At 72.2% G+C, this 16879-nt stretch carries 16 protein-coding genes; 12 read left to right on the top strand and 4 right to left on the bottom strand.

The window, feature by feature from the left end:
* Positions 1 to 7 precede the first annotated feature (7 nt).
* The 9 genes from AB0C25_RS31750 to dapB all read left to right on the top strand — a co-directional run bounded on the left by AB0C25_RS31750 (position 8) and on the right by dapB (position 9714).
* The gene (locus AB0C25_RS31750; protein ID WP_357378125.1) at positions 8 to 415 is read left to right on the top strand and encodes a hypothetical protein; all 408 of its coding nucleotides are present in this window, start codon (positions 8 to 10) and stop codon (positions 413 to 415) included.
* Positions 415 to 624 (top strand): DUF6186 family protein, encoded by a 210-nt coding sequence (locus AB0C25_RS31755; protein ID WP_357248036.1) that lies wholly within the window; start codon positions 415 to 417, stop codon positions 622 to 624. The genes AB0C25_RS31750 and AB0C25_RS31755 overlap by 1 nt, the downstream gene beginning before the upstream one ends.
* Positions 625 to 1099: 475 nt before the next feature.
* The gene (locus tag AB0C25_RS31760) at positions 1100 to 2425 is read left to right on the top strand and encodes an MATE family efflux transporter (RefSeq protein ID WP_357378127.1); all 1326 of its coding nucleotides are present in this window, start codon (positions 1100 to 1102) and stop codon (positions 2423 to 2425) included.
* Positions 2426 to 2456: 31 nt separating this feature from the next.
* Positions 2457 to 3341, top strand: a complete 885-nt coding sequence (truB, locus tag AB0C25_RS31765) for a tRNA pseudouridine(55) synthase TruB (protein WP_357378129.1) — start codon at positions 2457 to 2459, stop codon at positions 3339 to 3341.
* A 77-nt stretch (positions 3342 to 3418) separates the two neighbouring features.
* On the top strand, positions 3419 to 4348 hold the full coding sequence (locus tag AB0C25_RS31770; RefSeq protein WP_357378131.1) for a bifunctional riboflavin kinase/FAD synthetase: 930 nt from the start codon (positions 3419 to 3421) through the stop codon (positions 4346 to 4348).
* A gap of 194 nt (positions 4349 to 4542) precedes the next feature.
* Positions 4543 to 4812 (top strand): 30S ribosomal protein S15, encoded by a 270-nt coding sequence (gene rpsO, locus AB0C25_RS31775; protein WP_030337594.1) that lies wholly within the window; start codon positions 4543 to 4545, stop codon positions 4810 to 4812.
* Between the two features lie 226 nt (positions 4813 to 5038).
* The gene (locus AB0C25_RS31780) at positions 5039 to 7429 is read left to right on the top strand and encodes a polyribonucleotide nucleotidyltransferase (RefSeq protein ID WP_238686825.1); all 2391 of its coding nucleotides are present in this window, start codon (positions 5039 to 5041) and stop codon (positions 7427 to 7429) included.
* A 47-nt stretch (positions 7430 to 7476) separates the two neighbouring features.
* Positions 7477 to 8874, top strand: coding sequence for a pitrilysin family protein (locus AB0C25_RS31785; RefSeq protein ID WP_357378134.1), 1398 nt, complete (start codon positions 7477 to 7479; stop codon positions 8872 to 8874).
* A 72-nt stretch (positions 8875 to 8946) separates the two neighbouring features.
* The gene (dapB, locus tag AB0C25_RS31790; protein WP_357378136.1) at positions 8947 to 9714 is read left to right on the top strand and encodes a 4-hydroxy-tetrahydrodipicolinate reductase; all 768 of its coding nucleotides are present in this window, start codon (positions 8947 to 8949) and stop codon (positions 9712 to 9714) included.
* 44 nt (positions 9715 to 9758) lie between these two features.
* Here the strand turns inward: dapB and AB0C25_RS31795 are convergent, their stop codons facing one another.
* The 3 genes from AB0C25_RS31795 to AB0C25_RS31805 form a co-directional block, all read right to left on the bottom strand.
* Entirely contained in the window at positions 9759 to 11333 is a 1575-nt protein-coding gene (locus AB0C25_RS31795) for an MFS transporter (protein WP_357378138.1), read from the bottom strand.
* Positions 11334 to 11407: 74 nt separating this feature from the next.
* Complete coding sequence (locus AB0C25_RS31800) at positions 11408 to 12379, bottom strand: sigma-70 family RNA polymerase sigma factor (protein ID WP_357378140.1); 972 nt, start codon at positions 12377 to 12379, stop codon at positions 11408 to 11410.
* 81 nt (positions 12380 to 12460) lie between these two features.
* Positions 12461 to 13057 carry a GNAT family N-acetyltransferase gene (locus tag AB0C25_RS31805; protein ID WP_357378142.1) on the bottom strand — a complete coding sequence of 199 codons (597 nt, stop codon included), beginning with the start codon at positions 13055 to 13057 and terminating at the stop codon, positions 12461 to 12463.
* A 35-nt stretch (positions 13058 to 13092) separates the two neighbouring features.
* Between AB0C25_RS31805 and AB0C25_RS31810 the strand changes: the two genes are divergently transcribed.
* Positions 13093 to 14367 (top strand): glycosyltransferase 87 family protein, encoded by a 1275-nt coding sequence (locus AB0C25_RS31810; RefSeq protein ID WP_357378144.1) that lies wholly within the window; start codon positions 13093 to 13095, stop codon positions 14365 to 14367.
* Here the strand turns inward: AB0C25_RS31810 and AB0C25_RS31815 are convergent.
* Positions 14266 to 14817 (bottom strand): GNAT family N-acetyltransferase, encoded by a 552-nt coding sequence (locus AB0C25_RS31815; RefSeq protein WP_357378146.1) that lies wholly within the window; start codon positions 14815 to 14817, stop codon positions 14266 to 14268. The genes AB0C25_RS31810 and AB0C25_RS31815 overlap by 102 nt on opposite strands.
* A gap of 79 nt (positions 14818 to 14896) precedes the next feature.
* Between AB0C25_RS31815 and AB0C25_RS31820 the strand changes: the two genes are divergently transcribed.
* Complete coding sequence (locus AB0C25_RS31820) at positions 14897 to 16126, top strand: crosslink repair DNA glycosylase YcaQ family protein (RefSeq protein WP_357378149.1); 1230 nt, start codon at positions 14897 to 14899, stop codon at positions 16124 to 16126.
* Between the two features lie 4 nt (positions 16127 to 16130).
* On the top strand, positions 16131 to 16793 hold the full coding sequence (locus AB0C25_RS31825) for a DUF2752 domain-containing protein (protein ID WP_357378151.1): 663 nt from the start codon (positions 16131 to 16133) through the stop codon (positions 16791 to 16793).
* The last annotated feature ends 86 nt before the right edge of the window (positions 16794 to 16879 follow it).

The following is a 16879-nucleotide window of genomic DNA, read 5'->3' on the forward strand; positions in this document are numbered from 1 at the left end:
TTGCGGGATGGAGCAGCCGCACGACCTCACCGTGGAGGCCCCCCGTGCCTGGGACCGGCCCGCCGTCTCCGTTCCCGTCCTCGTCTGCCTGTCGCTCGTCGGTGGTCGGTTCGCGTCGTTCTCCACCGAGGCGAATCTGTTCACCATTGGCACCGGCGGGGTGCTGATCTGGCTCGGTCTGAGCAATCGGGTGCCCCGCCGACCGGCACCGCGCCGGCTGGGCTCGGGAGCGGTCTGGTGGGCGGTGCCGGTGGTGGTCTTCGGGGTCTTCGAGGGCGTGACGTTCGTGATGGCCGCCGGTGACGACTTTCCCACCTTCTCCCGGCTGGCCGATCCTCTCCTGGAGGATCATCTGACCCGGTCGGCGGTGTGGTTCGCCTGGCTGGCCGCCTTCTGGGGGCTGGTGCGTCGATGATGCGGGCGTTCGCCATCGGCGGTTTCCTCACCGCGTTGGTGCTCTTCGCGGTGGTCGAGTGGATGGCCCGGCGGGAGGGTTCCCGGATCCCCACCCTGGGCGAGGTCTGCGCGTACGTGATGCGCTACGAGGTCGGCTCGGTGCCGGTGGGCCGGATCGGTCTGTTCGGGTTCTGGTGGTGGCTGGGCTGGCACTTCCTGGCCCGCTGAGCCGGGTCGCCGCTTGTCCACATGGCGGGAACCGAGAGCAGCATATGGACCTGAACGATAACTTGGGAGAAGGCCGGACGCCGCGTAGCGGTGCAGGTCATGGGTGGTGGCGCCACACCTCGTGCTGCCTCCCTCCAGGGTCGGATCGACCCGGGCTCACGCTGCCCAGTCGGCTGCTCCGGTAATCCCGGACCGCCGTGGGGCGCGCAGCACGATCGCCCGCGAGGGCCGCCGCGTGTCGGTGGCTCGCTCCCTGGAAGGACCACCACCATGCCGAACAAGCCCAAGCCCGAGACCACCGACGACGCCCGCGAGCAGGCCCGCCGCGCGCTGCAGACCTCGATGGACACCCGGCAGTGAGCCAACCCGTCCGGCGGTGACGCTCGGCGTCGACGAATCCGGGTGCGGCCCACCGAGGGCGTAAGCCCGCAGCGGGATTGCGATCCTTACCGCGCTCGTGCCACGATCGGCGGCGATGAGCCAGATCGCCACCGCCACCCACCGCACCGCCTCGCCGCGACGGATCGCCAGCCTCGCCCTGCCGGCCCTCGTGGTGCTCGCCGCCGAGCCGCTCTACGTGCTTGTCGACACGGCCGTGGTCGGGCACCTCGGCCGGGTGCCGCTCGCCGCGCTCGCCGTCGGCGGCACGGTGATGACGCTCACCGCGTGGGTCGGCACCGTGGTGGCGTACGGCACCACCGGGCGGGCGGCCCGCCGCTTCGGCGCGGGTGACCGGGCCGCCGCGGTAGCCGAGGGAGTCCAGTCGTCCTGGCTGGCGTTCGGTGTCGGTCTGCTGATCGCGATCGGCATGCAGGTCGGCGGAGGTGCGCTCGCGCGTACCCTCGCCGGTGGAACTGGCGACGTGGCCGACGCCGCCGCGCACTGGTTGCGGATCGCGGCCCTCGGCGCCCCCGGCCTGCTGCTCGCCGCCGCCGGCAACGGCTGGCTGCGCGGCGTACAGGACACTCGCCGCCCGTTGTTCTTCGTGCTCGGCCCCAACCTGCTCTCCGCGCTGCTCTGCCCGCTGCTGGTCTACCCCGGCGGCCTGGGCCTGATCGGCTCGGCGGTGGCCAACGTCGTCGCGCAGACGCTCTGCGGGGCGCTGTTCGCCGCGGCGCTGGTCGCCGAGCGGGTGTCGCTGCGGCCCCAGCCCCGGGTGATCCGCCAGCAGTTGGTGCTCAGCCGCGACCTGCTGATCCGTGGCCTGGCGTTCCAGGCCAGCTTCCTCTCCGCGACAGCTGTCGCCGCCCGCTTCGGCGCCGCCGCCGTCGGTGCCCACCAGATCGCCCTACAGCTCTGGTTCTTCACCGCGCTGGTGCTCGACGCCCTCGCGATCGCCGCCCAGTCCCTGGTCGGCGCCGCGCTCGGCGCCGGCGACGACGCGGCCGCCCGGGCGCTCGCCCGCCGGATCGGGCTGCTCGGCGGCGTCTGCGGCGTCGCCTTCGCGCTCGTCGTGGCCGCCGGCGCCGGCGTCGTACCGGCGTGGTTCAGCTCCGACGAGGGGGTACGCGACCAGGCCATGGTGGCCTGGCCGTGGTTCGTCGCCATGCTGCCCCTGGCCGGGGTGGTGTTCGCCCTCGACGGCGTGCTGATCGGCGCGGGCGACGTGCGTTACCTGCGCAACCTCACCATCGTGGCGGCGCTCGGCGGCTTCCTGCCGGCCATCTGGCTGGCGTACGTGCTCGACCTCGGGCTGGGCGGCATCTGGGCCGGGCTCACCCTGTTCGTGGCGATCCGGCTGGTGGCCCTGCTGCTGCGCCTGCGCAACGGCAACTGGGCGGTGCCCGGGGCCGTCCGCTGACCCACGTGCCCATCTGGCAGGCTTGGCCGACGTGAGCACCGATGGTCTGATCGTGGTCGACAAGCCCGGCGGCATGACGTCGCACGACGTGGTGGCACGCATCCGCCGACTGGCGAAGACCCGACGGGTGGGGCACGGCGGCACCCTCGACCCCATGGCGACAGGTGTGCTGGTGATCGGTGTCGGCCGGGCCACCCGGCTGCTGACGTACGTGATCGGCGCCGGCAAGAGCTACGCCGGCACCATCCGGCTCGGTCAGTCCACCGTCACCGACGACGCCGAGGGCGACGTGACCGCCACCACGCCCGCCGACCAGGTCACCGACGAGGCGATCAGGTCCGCGCTGGCCGGGCTGAGTGGCGAGGTCGACCAGGTGCCGAGCGCGGTCAGCGCCATCAAGATCGATGGGCAGCGGGCGTACAAGCGGGTCCGCGACGGGGAGAGCGTCGAGCTGCCGGCCCGGCGGGTCACCATCTCCCGGTTGGAGGTGCTGGCGATCCGCCGTACCGAGCCGGACGTGGTGGACGTGGACGTGGACGTGACCTGCTCCTCCGGCACGTACATCCGGGCCATCGCCCGGGACGCCGGCCTGGCGCTCGGCGTCGGCGGGCACCTCACGGCCCTGCGCCGCACCGCCGTGGGTGGCTTCACCATCGCCGAGGCGGCGACCCTCGACCAGTTGGAGCAGCGCGCCCCGGACGTGGTGAACCTGCCGTTGGACGCGGCGGCCGACCGCTTCTTCCCGCGCCGGGAGGCCACTCCCGACGAGGCCCGGGTGCTCGCCCACGGTGGGCCGCTGGACCCGGCCGGCCTCAGCGGGCCGTACGCCGTCTTCGGGCCGGCCGGCGGCCTGATCGCTATCGTCAGCGAGCGGGACGGGCGGGCCCGCGCGGAAATCGTGCTCGCCCCGGCCTGACGGCGGGGCGCAGGTCCGCCGGCCCCGTGGCCGGCGGTGTCGACCCGCCGGACGGCGGGACAGCAGGAGGGAACGGCATGCAGCGGTGGCGGGGGTACGACGCGGCGCCCGGTGGGTGGGGACGCTCGGTCGTCACCATCGGCGTCTTCGACGGCGTGCACAAGGGGCACCAGGCGACCATCGGGCACACGGTGGCCCGCGCCCGGGAGTTGGGCGTGCAGTCGGTGGTGGTCACCTTCGACCCGCACCCGGCCGAGGTGGTCCGCCCCGGGTCGCATCCGGCGGTGCTCACCGAGCCGGCCCGCAAGGCGGAACTGATCGAGCAACTCGGCGTGGACGTGCTCTGTGTGGTGCCGTTCACACCGGAGTTCTCCCGGCTGCCGGCCGAACAGTTCGTGCACGACGTCCTGGTCGAGCACCTGCACGGCGCGCTGGTGGTGGTCGGTAGCAACTTCCGGTTCGGGCACCGGGCAGCCGGCGACGTGGCGCTGCTGGAGCGGCTCGGGCAGACCTTCGGCTTCGGGGTGGAGGGCAGCCCGCTGGTCGCCGAGGACGGCACCGTCTTCTCCTCCACGTACATCCGCTCCTGCGTCGACGCGGGCGACGTCGGCGCGGCCGCCGCCGCGCTCGGCCGCCCCCACCGGTTGGAGGGTGTGGTGGTCCGCGGTGACCAGCGCGGACGGGAACTGGGCTTCCCCACCGCCAACCTGCTCTGCCACCGGTACGCGGCGGTCCCGGCCGACGGGGTGTACGCGGCCCGGCTGATCCGCCGCGGGCAGCACGAGCCGCTGCTGGCGGCGGTGTCGGTGGGCACCAATCCGACGTTCTCCGGACGGGAGCGGCGGGTCGAGGCGTACGCGCTGGACTTCACCGGCGACCTGTACGGCGAGCGGCTCGCCCTGGACTTCGTGGCGCACCTGCGCGGTCAGATCCGGTACGACTCGATCGAACCGTTGATCGCCCAGATGAATCAGGACGTCGAACGCACCCGGCGCGCGCTGGCCTGAACATCGTGGGGTGACGCCGCCACGGCCCTTCGCCGGGTGTTACCGGCGAGTGCTGGTAGTCTTGCCGAGACGTCGGGTGACCGGCGTGGGGCCTCGCGTGCCTGCTCGACGCCGCGGGTGCGAGGTACCGGTCCGTTCCCGGTCCATCGGGACGACGGACACCTACTTGATCAACCCATCGAAACAGGGAGAACATGGCGCTCGACCAGGAAGCCAAGGCCAGCATCCGCGCGGAGTACGCGACCGCCGAGGGCGACACCGGTTCGCCGGAGGTTCAGGTCGCGGTCCTCACCAAGCGGATCGCCGAGCTGACCGAGCACCTGAAGGTGCACAAGCACGACCACCACAGCCGCCGTGGGCTGCTGCTGCTGGTCGGCCGTCGCCGTCGGCTGCTCAACTACGTCCAGAAGAAGGACATTGCCCGCTACCGGTCGCTCATCGAGCGGCTCGGCCTGCGCCGGTGACGTGACGGGGGAGTGGCCTACCGGCCGCTCCCCCGTACGGCGTCCCACCTGAAGAAACACGGGCCGCGCGACCACCCGAGAGGGAGCCGGTCAGCGTACCGGTCTCCGGTAGTGGCCCCCGGGAACCCCGGCATCGAGCCGGCCCCCGGGCGCTTCGATCGAAGACCGGCCGGCTGAGCAACTCCCCGATGTCGTGGGCCCACGACGCGAAGGAGCACGACAGCACATGACCGAGACCAAACTCGGCACCGAATCCCGCACCGCCGTGATCGACAACGGGTCCTTCGGCACCCGCGAGATCACCTTCTCCACCGGCCGGCTGGCTCGCCAGGCCGCCGGTTCCGTCATCGCCCAGCTGGGCGAGACGGTCGTTCTCTCCGCCACCACCGCCGGTAAGCACCCGAAGGAGCAGTTCGACTTCTTCCCGCTGACCGTCGACGTCGAGGAGCGGATGTACGCCGCGGGCCGCATTCCCGGCTCGTTCTTCCGCCGTGAGGGCCGGCCCAGCGAGGACGCGATCCTCACCTGCCGCCTGATCGACCGGCCGCTGCGCCCGTCCTTCGTGAAGGGCCTGCGCAACGAGGTCCAGGTCGTCGAGACCATCCTCGCGCTCGACCCGCAGCACCCGTACGACGTCGTGGCGATCAACGCCGCCTCGATGTCGACCAAGCTCTCCGGCCTGCCGTTCTCCGGCCCGATCGGTGCGACCCGCGTCGCCCACATCGACGGCCAGTGGGTTGCCTTCCCGACCCTGGAGGAGCTGGCTCGCGCCACCTTCGACATGGTCGTGGCCGGCCGCACGCTCGAGGACGGTGACGTCGCGATCATGATGGTCGAGGCGGAGGCCACCCCGAACGCCGTCGCCCTGATCTCGGCCGGTGCCACCGCCCCGACCGAGGAGGTCGTGGCCAGCGGTCTGGAGGCCGCCAAGCCGGCGATCCGCGAGCTGTGCCGCGCGCAGAGCGAGCTGGCCGAGGTCGCGGCCAAGCCGGTCACCGAGTTCCCGGTCTTCCTGGACTACCAGGACGACGTGTACGACGCCGTCTCCGAGCTGGCCCGCGGCGAGGTCGCCGAGGCGATCACCATCGCCGGCAAGGCCGACCGCGAGGAGGCCCTGGACCGGGTCAAGGCCCGCGTCGCCGAGGAGCTGGGCGCTCGGTTCGAGGGTCGGGAGAAGGAGCTCAGCGCCGCCTTCCGGTCGCTCACCAAGTCCGAGGTGCGCAACCGCGTGCTGCGCGAGCAGGTCCGCATGGACGGCCGTGGCCCGCGTGACATCCGGGCGCTGACCGCCGAGGTCGGCGTGCTGCCCCGGGTGCACGGTTCGGCGCTGTTCGAGCGGGGCGAGACCCAGATCCTGGGCGTCACCACGCTGAACATGCTCCGCATGGAGCAGATGGTGGACACGCTGTCCCCCGAGAACCGCAAGCGCTACATGCACAACTACAACTTCCCGCCGTACTCGACAGGTGAGACCGGTCGGGTCGGCTCGCCGAAGCGTCGCGAGATCGGGCACGGCGCGCTCGCCGAGCGTGCGCTGATCCCGGTGCTGCCGTCGCGCGAGGAGTTCCCGTACGCCATCCGGCAGGTGTCGGAGGCGCTCGGCTCCAACGGTTCCACCTCGATGGGTTCGGTCTGCGCGTCGACGCTGGGCCTGCTCTCCGCGGGTGTCCCGCTGAAGGCGCCGGTCGCCGGCATCGCGATGGGGCTCATCTCCGACGAGGTGGACGGCAAGACCCAGTACGTGACGCTCACCGACATCCTCGGTGCCGAGGACGCGTTCGGTGACATGGACTTCAAGGTCGCCGGCACCCCGGAGTTCGTCACCGCGCTCCAGCTCGACACCAAGCTCAACGGCATCCCGTCGGACGTGCTGGCTGCCGCGTTGCAGCAGGCGAACGAGGCCCGGCAGGTCATCCTCGGCGTCATGAAGGCCGCGATCGAGGCTCCGGCCGAGATGTCGGACTACGCGCCGCGGGTCACCACCGTCAAGATCCCGGTCGACAAGATCGGCATGGTGATCGGCCCGAAGGGGCAGACCATCAACGCGATCCAGGACGAGACCGGCGCCGAGATCTCCATCGAGGACGACGGCACGATCTACGTCGGCGCCACCAACGGCCCGTCGGCCCAGGCGGCCGTCGACCGGATCAACGGCATCGCCAACCCGACGCTGCCGAAGCAGGGCGAGCGGTTCCTCGGCACGGTGGTCAAGACCGCCGCGTTCGGGGCGTTCGTCTCGCTGCTGCCGGGCCGTGACGGCCTGCTGCACATCTCCAAGGTGGGCGACGGCAAGCGGGTCGAGCGCGTCGAGGACTTCCTCAACGTCGGTGACCGGGTCGAGGTCGAGATCGCGGACATCGACGCCCGCGGCAAGATCTACCTCGACAAGGTCCGCCCGGAGGGCACCGAGGCTCCGGCCGCCGGTGAGGCCGCCGCTGGCGACCGGCCGGCTGGTCGGGACCGGGGCGACCGGGCTCCGCGTGACCGTGGCGACCGTGAGCGTGGCGGCGACCGAGGTGGCCGTGGCCCCGAGCGTGGCGGCGAAGGCGGCAACGGCGGCGGCGGCGAGGGTGGCGAGGGCGGCGAGCGTCCGCGCCGCCGGACCCGGCACAGCTGATCGTCGTACCTCGCATCACCCACCCCTCGTCGAACCGGGAGCAAGTCGTGAGTCGGGCCTTCAGTGCGCCGTTTCCACCGGATCGACGGGGGGTGGCTGCGTCCCGGGACACCGGGGCGGGCCGCTCCGGCGGCACCGCCCGCGCGGTGACCCGGACGCTCAGCGACGACCCGCTGGGCGGCACGGTACGACGTACCGTGCTGCCCAGCGGCCTGCGCGTCCTCACCGAGGCGATCCCGACGATGCGCAGCGTCTCGTTCGGTGTCTGGGTGGCGGTCGGCTCGCGTGACGAGACCGGCCCGCAGGCCGGTGCCGCGCACTTCCTCGAGCACCTGCTCTTCAAGGGCACCCACAAGCGCACCGCACTGGAGATCTCCTCGCAGATCGAGGCGGTGGGTGGTGAGACGAACGCGTTCACCACGAAGGAATACACCTGCTACTACGCGCGGGTGCTGGACGAGGATCTGCCGCTGGCGATCGACGTGATGTGCGACCTGGTCGCCGACTCGCTGTTGGAGCCGGCCGACGTCGAGACCGAGCGTGGCGTGATCCTGGAAGAGATCGCCATGCACGACGACGAGCCCGGTGACGAGGTGCACGACCTCTTCGTCCAGGCCGTCTACGGCGAGCACCCGCTGGGTCGGCTGATCTCCGGCACCGCCGAGACGGTCACGCCGATGACCCGCAAGCAGATCCAGAGTTTCTACCGGGGCCGCTACACCGCGCCGCAGATCGTCATCGCCGCCGCCGGCAACCTGGACCACGCCACCGTCGTGAAGATGGTCCGCCAGGCCGTGCGGGGCACCCCACTGGACAGCGACCCGGCCACCCCGGCGCCGCATCGGGCGGCCACCCCGGCGGTACGCACCAAGCCGGCGACCACCCTCGTGGAGCCGAAAGAGACCGAGCAGGCCCACATCATCCTCGGCTGCCCCGGCATCGACCGCCTCGACGATCGGCGCTTCGCCCTCGGGGTGCTCAACAACGTGCTCGGCGGTGGCATGTCCAGCCGCCTGTTCCAGGAGATCCGCGAGCAGCGCGGCCTCGCGTACTCGGTCTACTCCTACGCCAGCCAGTACGCCGACACCGGCCTGTTCGCCGTCTACGCCGGCTGTGCACCGGGCAAGGTGGACGAGGTGCTGGCTCTGACCCGCGCCGAGCTGGCCCGGGTGGCCGCCGACGGGTTGACCGAGGCGGAGGTGGCCCGCGGCAAGGGGATGAGCAAGGGCTCGTTCGTGCTCGGCCTGGAGGACACCGGTTCCCGGATGAGTCGACTGGCCAAGGGTGAGCTGCTCTACGGCGACCTGATGCCGGTGGACGAGTTGCTCCGCCGGGTCGACGAGGTCACCGTGCAGGACGTGAACGTCCTCGCCGCCGAGCTGCTCAGCCGGCCCATGTCGCTGGCCGTGGTCGGCCCGTTCGGCGCGGGCGACTTCACCGTCTGAGGGCTGCCCGGTCAGTGGTCCGGGCCGGGTCCGGCCCGAGGCGGACGTCCCGATTGGGATAGGTTGTGCCCCGTGACTGACGAGCAGGGAAAGACCCCGGCCGAGCTGCTGCGGGTCGGTGTGCTGGGTGCGCGCGGCCGGATGGGCATCGAGGTCTGCAAGGCGGTCGACGCCGCGGACGACCTCGATCTGGTCGCGGCCATCGACCAGGGTGACGACCTCTCCGCCGCCTCCGGCGCTGACGTGGTCGTCGACTTCACCACCCCGGACGTCGTCATGGACAACCTCCGGTGGTGCGTAGAGCAGGGCATCAGCGCGGTGGTCGGCACGACCGGCTTCACCGAGCAGCGGCTGGAGCAGGTGCGCGGCTGGCTGGCCGCCAAGCCCGAGGTGGGTGTGGTGATCGCCCCGAACTTCGGCATCGGCGCGGTGCTGATGATGCAGTTCGCCGCGCGGGCCGCCCGTCACTTCGAGTCCGTCGAGATCATCGAGCAGCACCACCCGGGCAAGCTGGACGCGCCCAGCGGCACCGCCACGCACACCGCCCGCAAGATCGCCCAGGCCCGCGCCGACGCCGGCCTCGGCCCGGTCCCGGACGCCACCAAGGACGAGGTGCCGGGTGCGCGCGGCGCCGACATCGACGGGGTACGCGTGCACGCGGTGCGCGCCAGCGGACTCGTCGCCCACCAGGAGGTGCTCTTCGGCACCACCGGCGAGACGCTCACCATCCGGCACGACTCGTACGACCGGGTGTCGTTCATGCCGGGCGTGCTGCTGGCCGTCCGCGCGGTGCGCAACCGCCCCGGCCTCACCGTCGCCCTGGACGCGCTTCTCGACTGACCGACCCGATCCTCCGCCTCCGGAGTGGGCGGCGACTCGCGGTATCAGCGCTGGCCGGCGACCGGTGCGGTCTCCTCGGGCTGCGCCGGCTCGGCACCGACCGGCGCGTACGGCGGCACCGAGCGGAACGCCAACGCGGCGACCACGGCGAGCCCGAGCAGCAGGACGGCACCGGCGGTGGCCGTCACGACCAGCCCACTCGTGTAGGCCGCCCGAGCGGCGTCGACAAGTGCGGCACCGACCCCGCTCGGCACCTCACCGGCCACCGTCACCGCCCCGGCCAGCCCGTCGCGGGCCCGGGCCGCCGCCTCGGCGGGCAGGCCCGCGGGCAGCGCCGGACCCAGCTCGGCCCGGTAGACGGCTGCCCCCACGCTGCCCAGGACGGCCACACCCAGAGCGATGCCCAACTCGCCGCTGGTCTCGGATATCGACGCCGCCGAGCCGGCCCGCTCAGGCGGTGCCGACCCCACGATCAGGTCGGTGACCAGTGCCGACGGCAGTGCGATCCCGACCGAGGCGACGACGAAGGCGACCAGGACGACGAGGAGGGCGTGGTCGCCCTCCACCCCGGTGAGGAGCAGGAAGCCCGCCGCCGTGACCAGTTGCCCGACGGCCATCACGTGCCCCGGCCGGAACCGGCGGGCCAGCAACGGTGCCAGGGTGGTCGCACCGATCATCGCCACCGCCTGCGGCACCAGCAGCAGCCCGGCGCGCAGCGGCGTCAGCCCCTCGACCAGTTGCAGCCATTGGCTGACGAGCAGGAACGTGCCGCCCATCAACACGCCGTTGAGCAGGAACAGCAGCAGTGCGGCGGTGAACGTGCGGTTGGCGAAGAGGCCCACGTCCAGCAGTGGATGAGGCAGCCGGCGCTGCCGCCGGACGAAGGCCATCCCGATCAGCAGGCCGGTCACGATCGCCAGCACGGCCAGCGGGCGCCAACCGTGCCGGGCCAACTCCTTGACGCCGTAGACCACCGGCAGGATGGTGGCGAGTGACAACCCGACGCTGACCAGGTCCAGTCGACCGGGGTGCGGGTCGCGGAACTCCGGTAGCAGCAGCGGCGCGGTCACCAGCAACACCACCATCACCGGCACGCCCAGCAGGAACGCCGAGCCCCACCAGAAATTCTCCAGGAGCACCCCGCCGATCACCGGGCCGACCGCCATCCCGCCCATGAAGCAGCTCATCCAGACCCCGACCGCGACCGCCCGCTGAGCCGGGACCTGGAACATGTTGCTGATCAGGGCCAGCGTGGAGGGCATCAGCGTGGCCCCGGCGACGCCGAGCAGTGCCCGCGCGGCGATCAACAGCGGCGGGTTCGGCGCGTACGCGGCCACCACCGAGACCACGGCGAACGCCCCGGCCCCGATCAGCAACAGGCGTCGCCGGCCCACCCGGTCGCCCAGGGTGCCCATCGTGACCAGGAAACCGGCGATCAGGAAGCCGTAGGCATCGGTGATCCACAACTGCTGGGTGCTGTCGGCGCCGAGGTCCGCGCTGAGGCTCGGCAGGGCCAGGTAGAGCACGCTCAGGTCGAGTGCCAGCAGCAGAGTGGGCAGGGCGAGCACCGCCAGCCCGATCCACTCCCGACGCCCGGCTGCTAGGTGTGCTGTCCGCATCGTTCTCGCCCTCCTGGTCACGGCTGGTGTCGGAGGGTGGACGACCGGACGGCCCCGAACTCATCGGTGCGCGGTCAACCAATCTTGTCGGGCAGGCCGAAGCGGGCGAAGAGCGCCGGCTCCAGGAAGTGCGTGAGCCGGACGATCTGACCGTCGGCGACGTCGATGAGCTGGATGGAGAAAGCGCGGCGACCCCCGGCCCGGTCGGGACGGTACTGCGCCAGCGCCGGGCCGCCGTTGGCCGACACCGGAAGGAGCCGCGAGCCCCGGCAGCCGGACCCCGGCCCGGAGGTCAACCACCGGCCGATGTCGGCGGCACCGGACAACCACATCCGGTACGGAGGCATGCTGTGCACCACGTCCTCGCGCAGCAGACCCACCAGGGCGTCGATGTCGTAGCGTTCGAACACCCGCACGTAGCGGTCCAACAGGTCGCGGTGCTCCTCGTCCAACGCCGGACCGGTCGCCCCGCCATCCCGCTCGGCGAGCGTGGCCCGGGCGCGCTGCAGCGCACTGTTGACGGCCGGCACGCTGGTGTCGAGCAGCCTGGCGACCTCGTCGGCGTGCCAGCCCAGCACGTCCCGCAGGATCAGCGCCGCGCGCTGCCGGGCAGGCAGGTGCTGTAGTGCGGCGACGAACGCCAACCGGACCGAGTCCCGAAGCACCACCAGCTCCGCCGGATCCGCGGTGGGTAGCACCGCGGCATCAGGTGCCGGCCCCAACCAACCCGCCTCGACGTCACCGAGGCTTGCCGCCTGCGGCGACGACGGATCGCCGAAGTCCGTCGGCAGGGCCCGCCGCCGCCGACCCCGCAGCAGATCCAGGCAGACGTTTGTGGCGATCCGGTAGGCCCAGGTGCGCGTGCTGGACCGGCCGTCGAAGTCGTCCCACCCGCGCCAGGCCCGCAGCAGAGTCTCCTGCACAGCGTCCTCGGCGTCGAACAGTGAGCCGAGCATCCGGTAGCAGTAACCGGTCAGCTCGACCCGGAACTCCTCCAGGTGCTCCTCGGCGGTCGGCGCCGACAGCGGCGCGGTGGCTGAGCTCATGGGCCTGACGGTAGGCGACCGGTCCGACATCGGCCCTGCACCTCCGGCCGGACGCGCCGGACCGGCGTCCGGGCCCGAGGGTCAGCCGGCCGGCTCGTCGTCCGCGGACACCTTCTCCGTCGGTACGCCCACGTGCAGGCGTACCTGGGGGACCAGCATGTCGTCGACGTCCAGGGCACGGGCCGCGCCGTCGAGCTCCCACCCGGTGCTGGTGAGGAACTTCCGGGTCGCCTCGTCACCCTCGAACGCCCAGGCCACCGCCCGGCTCAGCCCGTCCTCCCGCCACAGGTCGACGGCGGCGGCGAGCAACCGGCTGCCGTGCCCGCGCCGGCCCCACCGCGGCTCCACCAGCAGATCGGTCACCGCGGCCACGTCCGGGCCGAGCGCGTCCGCCGGCTCGCCCGGGGCCAGCGCCTCGGCGTCGGCCGGACCGGAGGCGGCGAACCCCACCAGATACGATTGCTCGGCCTGTTCGACGGCGACCAGCACCCGGTGCGCGCCCGAGGGCGGCTCCAGCACCGCGGCGCTCCACCGCCGGGCGAGGAACGCCTCGTCCAGGTTGTCGAGCACGTGCCGAGGCAGGATCCGACGGTACGCGACCCGCCAGGTCGCGAGTTGGATGCGTGCGATCTCGCCGGCGTCCTCAGGACGCGCCGGGCGGACGTACCCGAGAGCCATGGGACGGAAGCCTACGCAGGACGGGGGAGACGACGGTGGCGCAGGGTGCCAGGAGGACGATCGCGCAGGTCGTCGGGGTGGTGGTGCTCGCCGCGGCGGTCACCGCGTTCCTCGCCGTCGCGGCGGTGCGGCACGGCTTCTTCGACCTGAAGGTCTACTACGGCGCGTTGACCTGGTGGGTGCACGACGGCGGGGAGATCTACGACTACCTCAAGCCGAGCACCCAGTACGGCTTCACCTACCCGCCGTTCGCCGCGCTGGTGATGCTGCCGATGGCGTACCTGCCGTGGACGGCCGCGATCGTGGTGAGCGTGCTCGCCAGCGTGGTCACCACCACGGTGCTCATCTGGTGGCTGGTCGACCCGATCGCCCGCCGGTCCGGCTGGACCCGGTGGTTCGCCCTCGCGGTGGCGCTCTGCCTGGTCGCCGCGTTCGAGCCGATGCGGGAGACGATCAACTTCGGCCAGGTCAACACGCTGCTGCTCTTCCTGGTGGCGGTGGATCTGCTGCGGCTGCTGCCGGCCGGCAACCGGTGGGCCGGGGTGGGCATCGGGCTCGCCACCGCGATCAAACTGACCCCGGGTGTCTTCATCGTCTACCTGCTGGTGACCGGGCGGTGGCGGGCGGCGCTCACCGCCTGCGGGACGGCCGCCGGGGTGTCGCTGCTGGCCGGTGCGCTCTTCCCGGACGCGTCCCGGGAGTTCTGGACGGAGGCGTTGTGGAACACCGCACGGGTGGGGGAGCTCGCGTTCGTCTCCAACCAGTCGTTGCGCGGGGTGGTTGCCCGACTCGACCCGGAGCACCCGAGCACCCTGCTGTGGCTGCTGCTGGTGCTCGGCACCCTGGCACTCTGGGCCTGGCGGTCCCGGGCCGCCGTCCGGGCTGGTGACGAGCTCACCGGCCTGGCGTTGACCGGCGCGGTGATGTGCCTGGTCAGCCCGGTCACGTGGGTGCACCACCTGGTCTGGCTGCTGCCCGCGCTGATCCTGCTCGTCGACAACGCGATGGCCGCGCCGGCCGGCCGTCGACGGTGGGTCCTGCTGGTCGCCGCGACCGTCGGGTACGTGCTGTTGATCAGCCGGACCGTCTGGTTCTGGGAGAAGGACTTCAGCGGTGTCGACGGTTTCCTGGGCAGCAACGCCTACGTGTGGATCAGCCTCGCGCTGCTGGCCTTCCTCCCGATCCGCGGTTGGCTGACCTCGGGCGGCTCAGCCGTCGAGGCGTCCGGCGTACCGCAGCTCGACCAGCCCCACCGGCGGGCTCCCACCGGCAAGCGGCACCTGGTAGGTCGACTGCTCACCGTCCGGTGACAACCCGGCCCGCGCACAGAATCGTCGGGCCCGCCGGTTGTCCGCCAGCACCCACAGCCGATAGTCGGTCCAGCCCCGCTCGTGCAGCCCGGCCCGGGCGGCGGCCAGCAGCGCGGTGGCGGTTCCGTCACCCCAGCACGCCGGCTCCACGTAGATCGCCAGCACCTCGCCGACCGTCGGGTCCAGGTCGTCGCGGTCCTGGTCGCGGCGGTACGGCCCGAAGGTCGTGAAGCCCACGACCAACCCGTCCACCTCGCCGAGCAGGGTGGTGAACGGGTGGTCCGGGTCGGCGGTGCCGATGTCGCGGCGACGCTGCGCCCAGGCGGCCACGTTCAGCCGCGTTAGCACCTCGTCCGGCATGAAGCCGGCGTAGCCCGCCTGCCAGCCGTGCACGTGCACCCGGGCGACCGCCTCGGCGTCGTCCGGCTCCTCCCGACGGATGGTCAGCATTGCACCGTTCTATGCCCCGTTGGTCGTCGCGTCCAGCTTCCCGCACCGGCGTCGTACCAATGAATTAAGGTCGCCGACGATGGCCGCACCGGAATCACTCTCGCTCGCCCAGGCTCGACGGGTGGCGCTCGCCGCCCAGGGCTTCGCCGACCCGGCGCCAGCCGGCGTGCCCACCCGCCGGCACCTGCGTCGGGTGCTCGACCGGGTCAACCTGATCCAGATGGACTCGGTAAACGTGCTGCAACGCGCGCACTACCTGCCGCTCTACAGCCGACTCGGGCCCTACCCGACCACGATGCTCGACCAGGCCGCCTACCGCCGTCCCCGCGAGTTGTTCGAATACTGGGGCCACGAGGCGTCGTTGGTGCCGGTCGAGCTGCACCCGGTGCTGCGCTGGCGGATGGCCCGCGCGCACAGCGAATCCTGGGGCGGCATGCGGCGGATCGCCCAGGAGCAGCCGGAGCTGGTCGCCTGGGTTCGCGACGAGGTGGCCGCCCGCGGCCCGCTGACGGCTGCCGAGATCGAGCACGACGCGCCTCGGGAGACCGGCAACTGGGGGTGGAACTGGTCGGCGGTCAAGCGGGCGTTGGAGTTCCTCTTCTGGGCCGGTGAGGTGGTCGCCGCGGAGCGCAGCACCTCCTTCGCCCGCCGCTACGACCTGCCTGAGCGGGTGCTGCCCCCGGCGGTGCTGGCCGCGCCCACCCCGACCGACGCCGAGGCGTACCGCACGCTTGTGGCCCTTGCCGCGCGGTCGCTCGGGGTGGCCGCCGAGCCGGAGCTGCGCGACTACTTCCGGCTGCCGCTGGCCGGTGCCCGGCAGGCCGTCGCCGAGCTGGCCGAGGCCGGTGAGCTGCTGCCGGTCACCGTGGCCGGCTGGCGACAGCCGGCCTGGCTGCACGCGTCCGCGCGGCTGCCCCGCTGGATTCGGGGCAACACGCTGGTCAGCCCCTTCGACCCGCTGATCTGGGAACGTGCCCGCACCGAGCGGCTGTTCGGCTTCACCTACCGGATCGAGATCTACGTCCCGGCGCCACAGCGGGTCTACGGCTACTACGTGCTGCCGTTCCTGCAGGGCGACCGGTTCACCGCCCGGGTCGACCTGAAGGCCGACCGCAAGGCCGGGGTTCTGCTGGTGCCGGCCGCCTGGATCGAGCCCGACGCCGACCCGGCGGAGACCGCGGTGGCGCTCGCCGCCGAGTTGCACCGGCTCGCCGGCTGGCTCGGCCTGGACGCGGTGGCACCACCGCTGGGCGGCGACCTGGCCGGTCCGCTCACCGCCGCGTTGGTCGGCGTGTCCGGTGTACCGTGAGCGCGTGACGAGCGCTCCCGGTCCGGTCGACCAGCCGCAGCCCGCCCCCGGGGCGGTGCACACCGTTCCGGCTGACCCGGCTGTCGTCGGTGCCGCTGGCGTCGGTCCGGATGGTGTCGGCGCGGGTGGTGTCGGCGCGGGTGGTGTCGGCGCGGATGGTGTCGGTCCGGGTGGCGTCGGTCCGGGTGGTTGGCCGATGACTCCGTCATTTGAGCACCCGGGCGACCGGCTCACCCGGTTCGTGCTGCGGGTCAACGAGCGTTCACCGCGCTGGGTGGGGCCGCTGGCCGCAGTCGGCTGTGTCGCCGCCGGCATGGGTTACGCACTGCTCAGCAATCCGGCCGACGCGCCCCCGGACGCCGCGCCCACCTGTCTGCTCAAGCTGACCACCGGGCTGGACTGCCCAGGCTGCGGGGGCACCCGCGCACTCTGGTACGTGCTGCACGCCGACCTGCCAGCCGCCGCCCGGCACCACTTCCTGTTCGTCTTCGCGCTGCCGTTCCTCGCGTACCTCTTCGTCGCCTGGGCGGCCAACCAGGCGTTCGGTTGGCGACTACCGGAGTTGCAGATCAGCTCGAAGGTCATCGTGGGGTTCATGGGCGTGTGGCTCGCCTTCTCGGTGCTGCGCAACCTGCCCTGGGCGCCGTTCACCTCGCTCTACGTCTGACCGCGCGCCGCCCGTCGCGCTCCGACGCACCTACGCCACCCATGATCGACTCGACATCAAGGAAACTGGGCCATCCACCCGACCCG

It is taken from the genome of Micromonospora sp. NPDC048839, from assembly GCF_040649915.1.
Taxonomy (GTDB): Bacteria; Actinomycetota; Actinomycetes; order Mycobacteriales; family Micromonosporaceae; genus Micromonospora.

What these genes read in the sequence shown, in the direction of transcription:
- AB0C25_RS31770 (WP_357378131.1), top strand. Translation starts at nt 3,419, where the DNA reads ATGCAGCGGTGGCGGGGGTACGACGCGGCGCCCGGTGGGTGGGGACGC.
- AB0C25_RS31795 (WP_357378138.1), bottom strand. Translation starts at nt 11,333, where the DNA reads ATGCGGACAGCACACCTAGCAGCCGGGCGTCGGGAGTGGATCGGGCTG.
- AB0C25_RS31755 (WP_357248036.1), top strand. Translation starts at nt 415, where the DNA reads ATGCGGGCGTTCGCCATCGGCGGTTTCCTCACCGCGTTGGTGCTCTTC.
- rpsO (WP_030337594.1), top strand. Translation starts at nt 4,543, where the DNA reads ATGGCGCTCGACCAGGAAGCCAAGGCCAGCATCCGCGCGGAGTACGCG.
- AB0C25_RS31815 (WP_357378146.1), bottom strand. Translation starts at nt 14,817, where the DNA reads ATGCTGACCATCCGTCGGGAGGAGCCGGACGACGCCGAGGCGGTCGCC.
- AB0C25_RS31800 (WP_357378140.1), bottom strand. Translation starts at nt 12,379, where the DNA reads ATGAGCTCAGCCACCGCGCCGCTGTCGGCGCCGACCGCCGAGGAGCAC.
- AB0C25_RS31780 (WP_238686825.1), top strand. Translation starts at nt 5,039, where the DNA reads ATGACCGAGACCAAACTCGGCACCGAATCCCGCACCGCCGTGATCGAC.
- AB0C25_RS31760 (WP_357378127.1), top strand. Translation starts at nt 1,100, where the DNA reads ATGAGCCAGATCGCCACCGCCACCCACCGCACCGCCTCGCCGCGACGG.
- AB0C25_RS31750 (WP_357378125.1), top strand. Translation starts at nt 8, where the DNA reads ATGGAGCAGCCGCACGACCTCACCGTGGAGGCCCCCCGTGCCTGGGAC.
- AB0C25_RS31820 (WP_357378149.1), top strand. Translation starts at nt 14,897, where the DNA reads ATGGCCGCACCGGAATCACTCTCGCTCGCCCAGGCTCGACGGGTGGCG.
- AB0C25_RS31805 (WP_357378142.1), bottom strand. Translation starts at nt 13,057, where the DNA reads ATGGCTCTCGGGTACGTCCGCCCGGCGCGTCCTGAGGACGCCGGCGAG.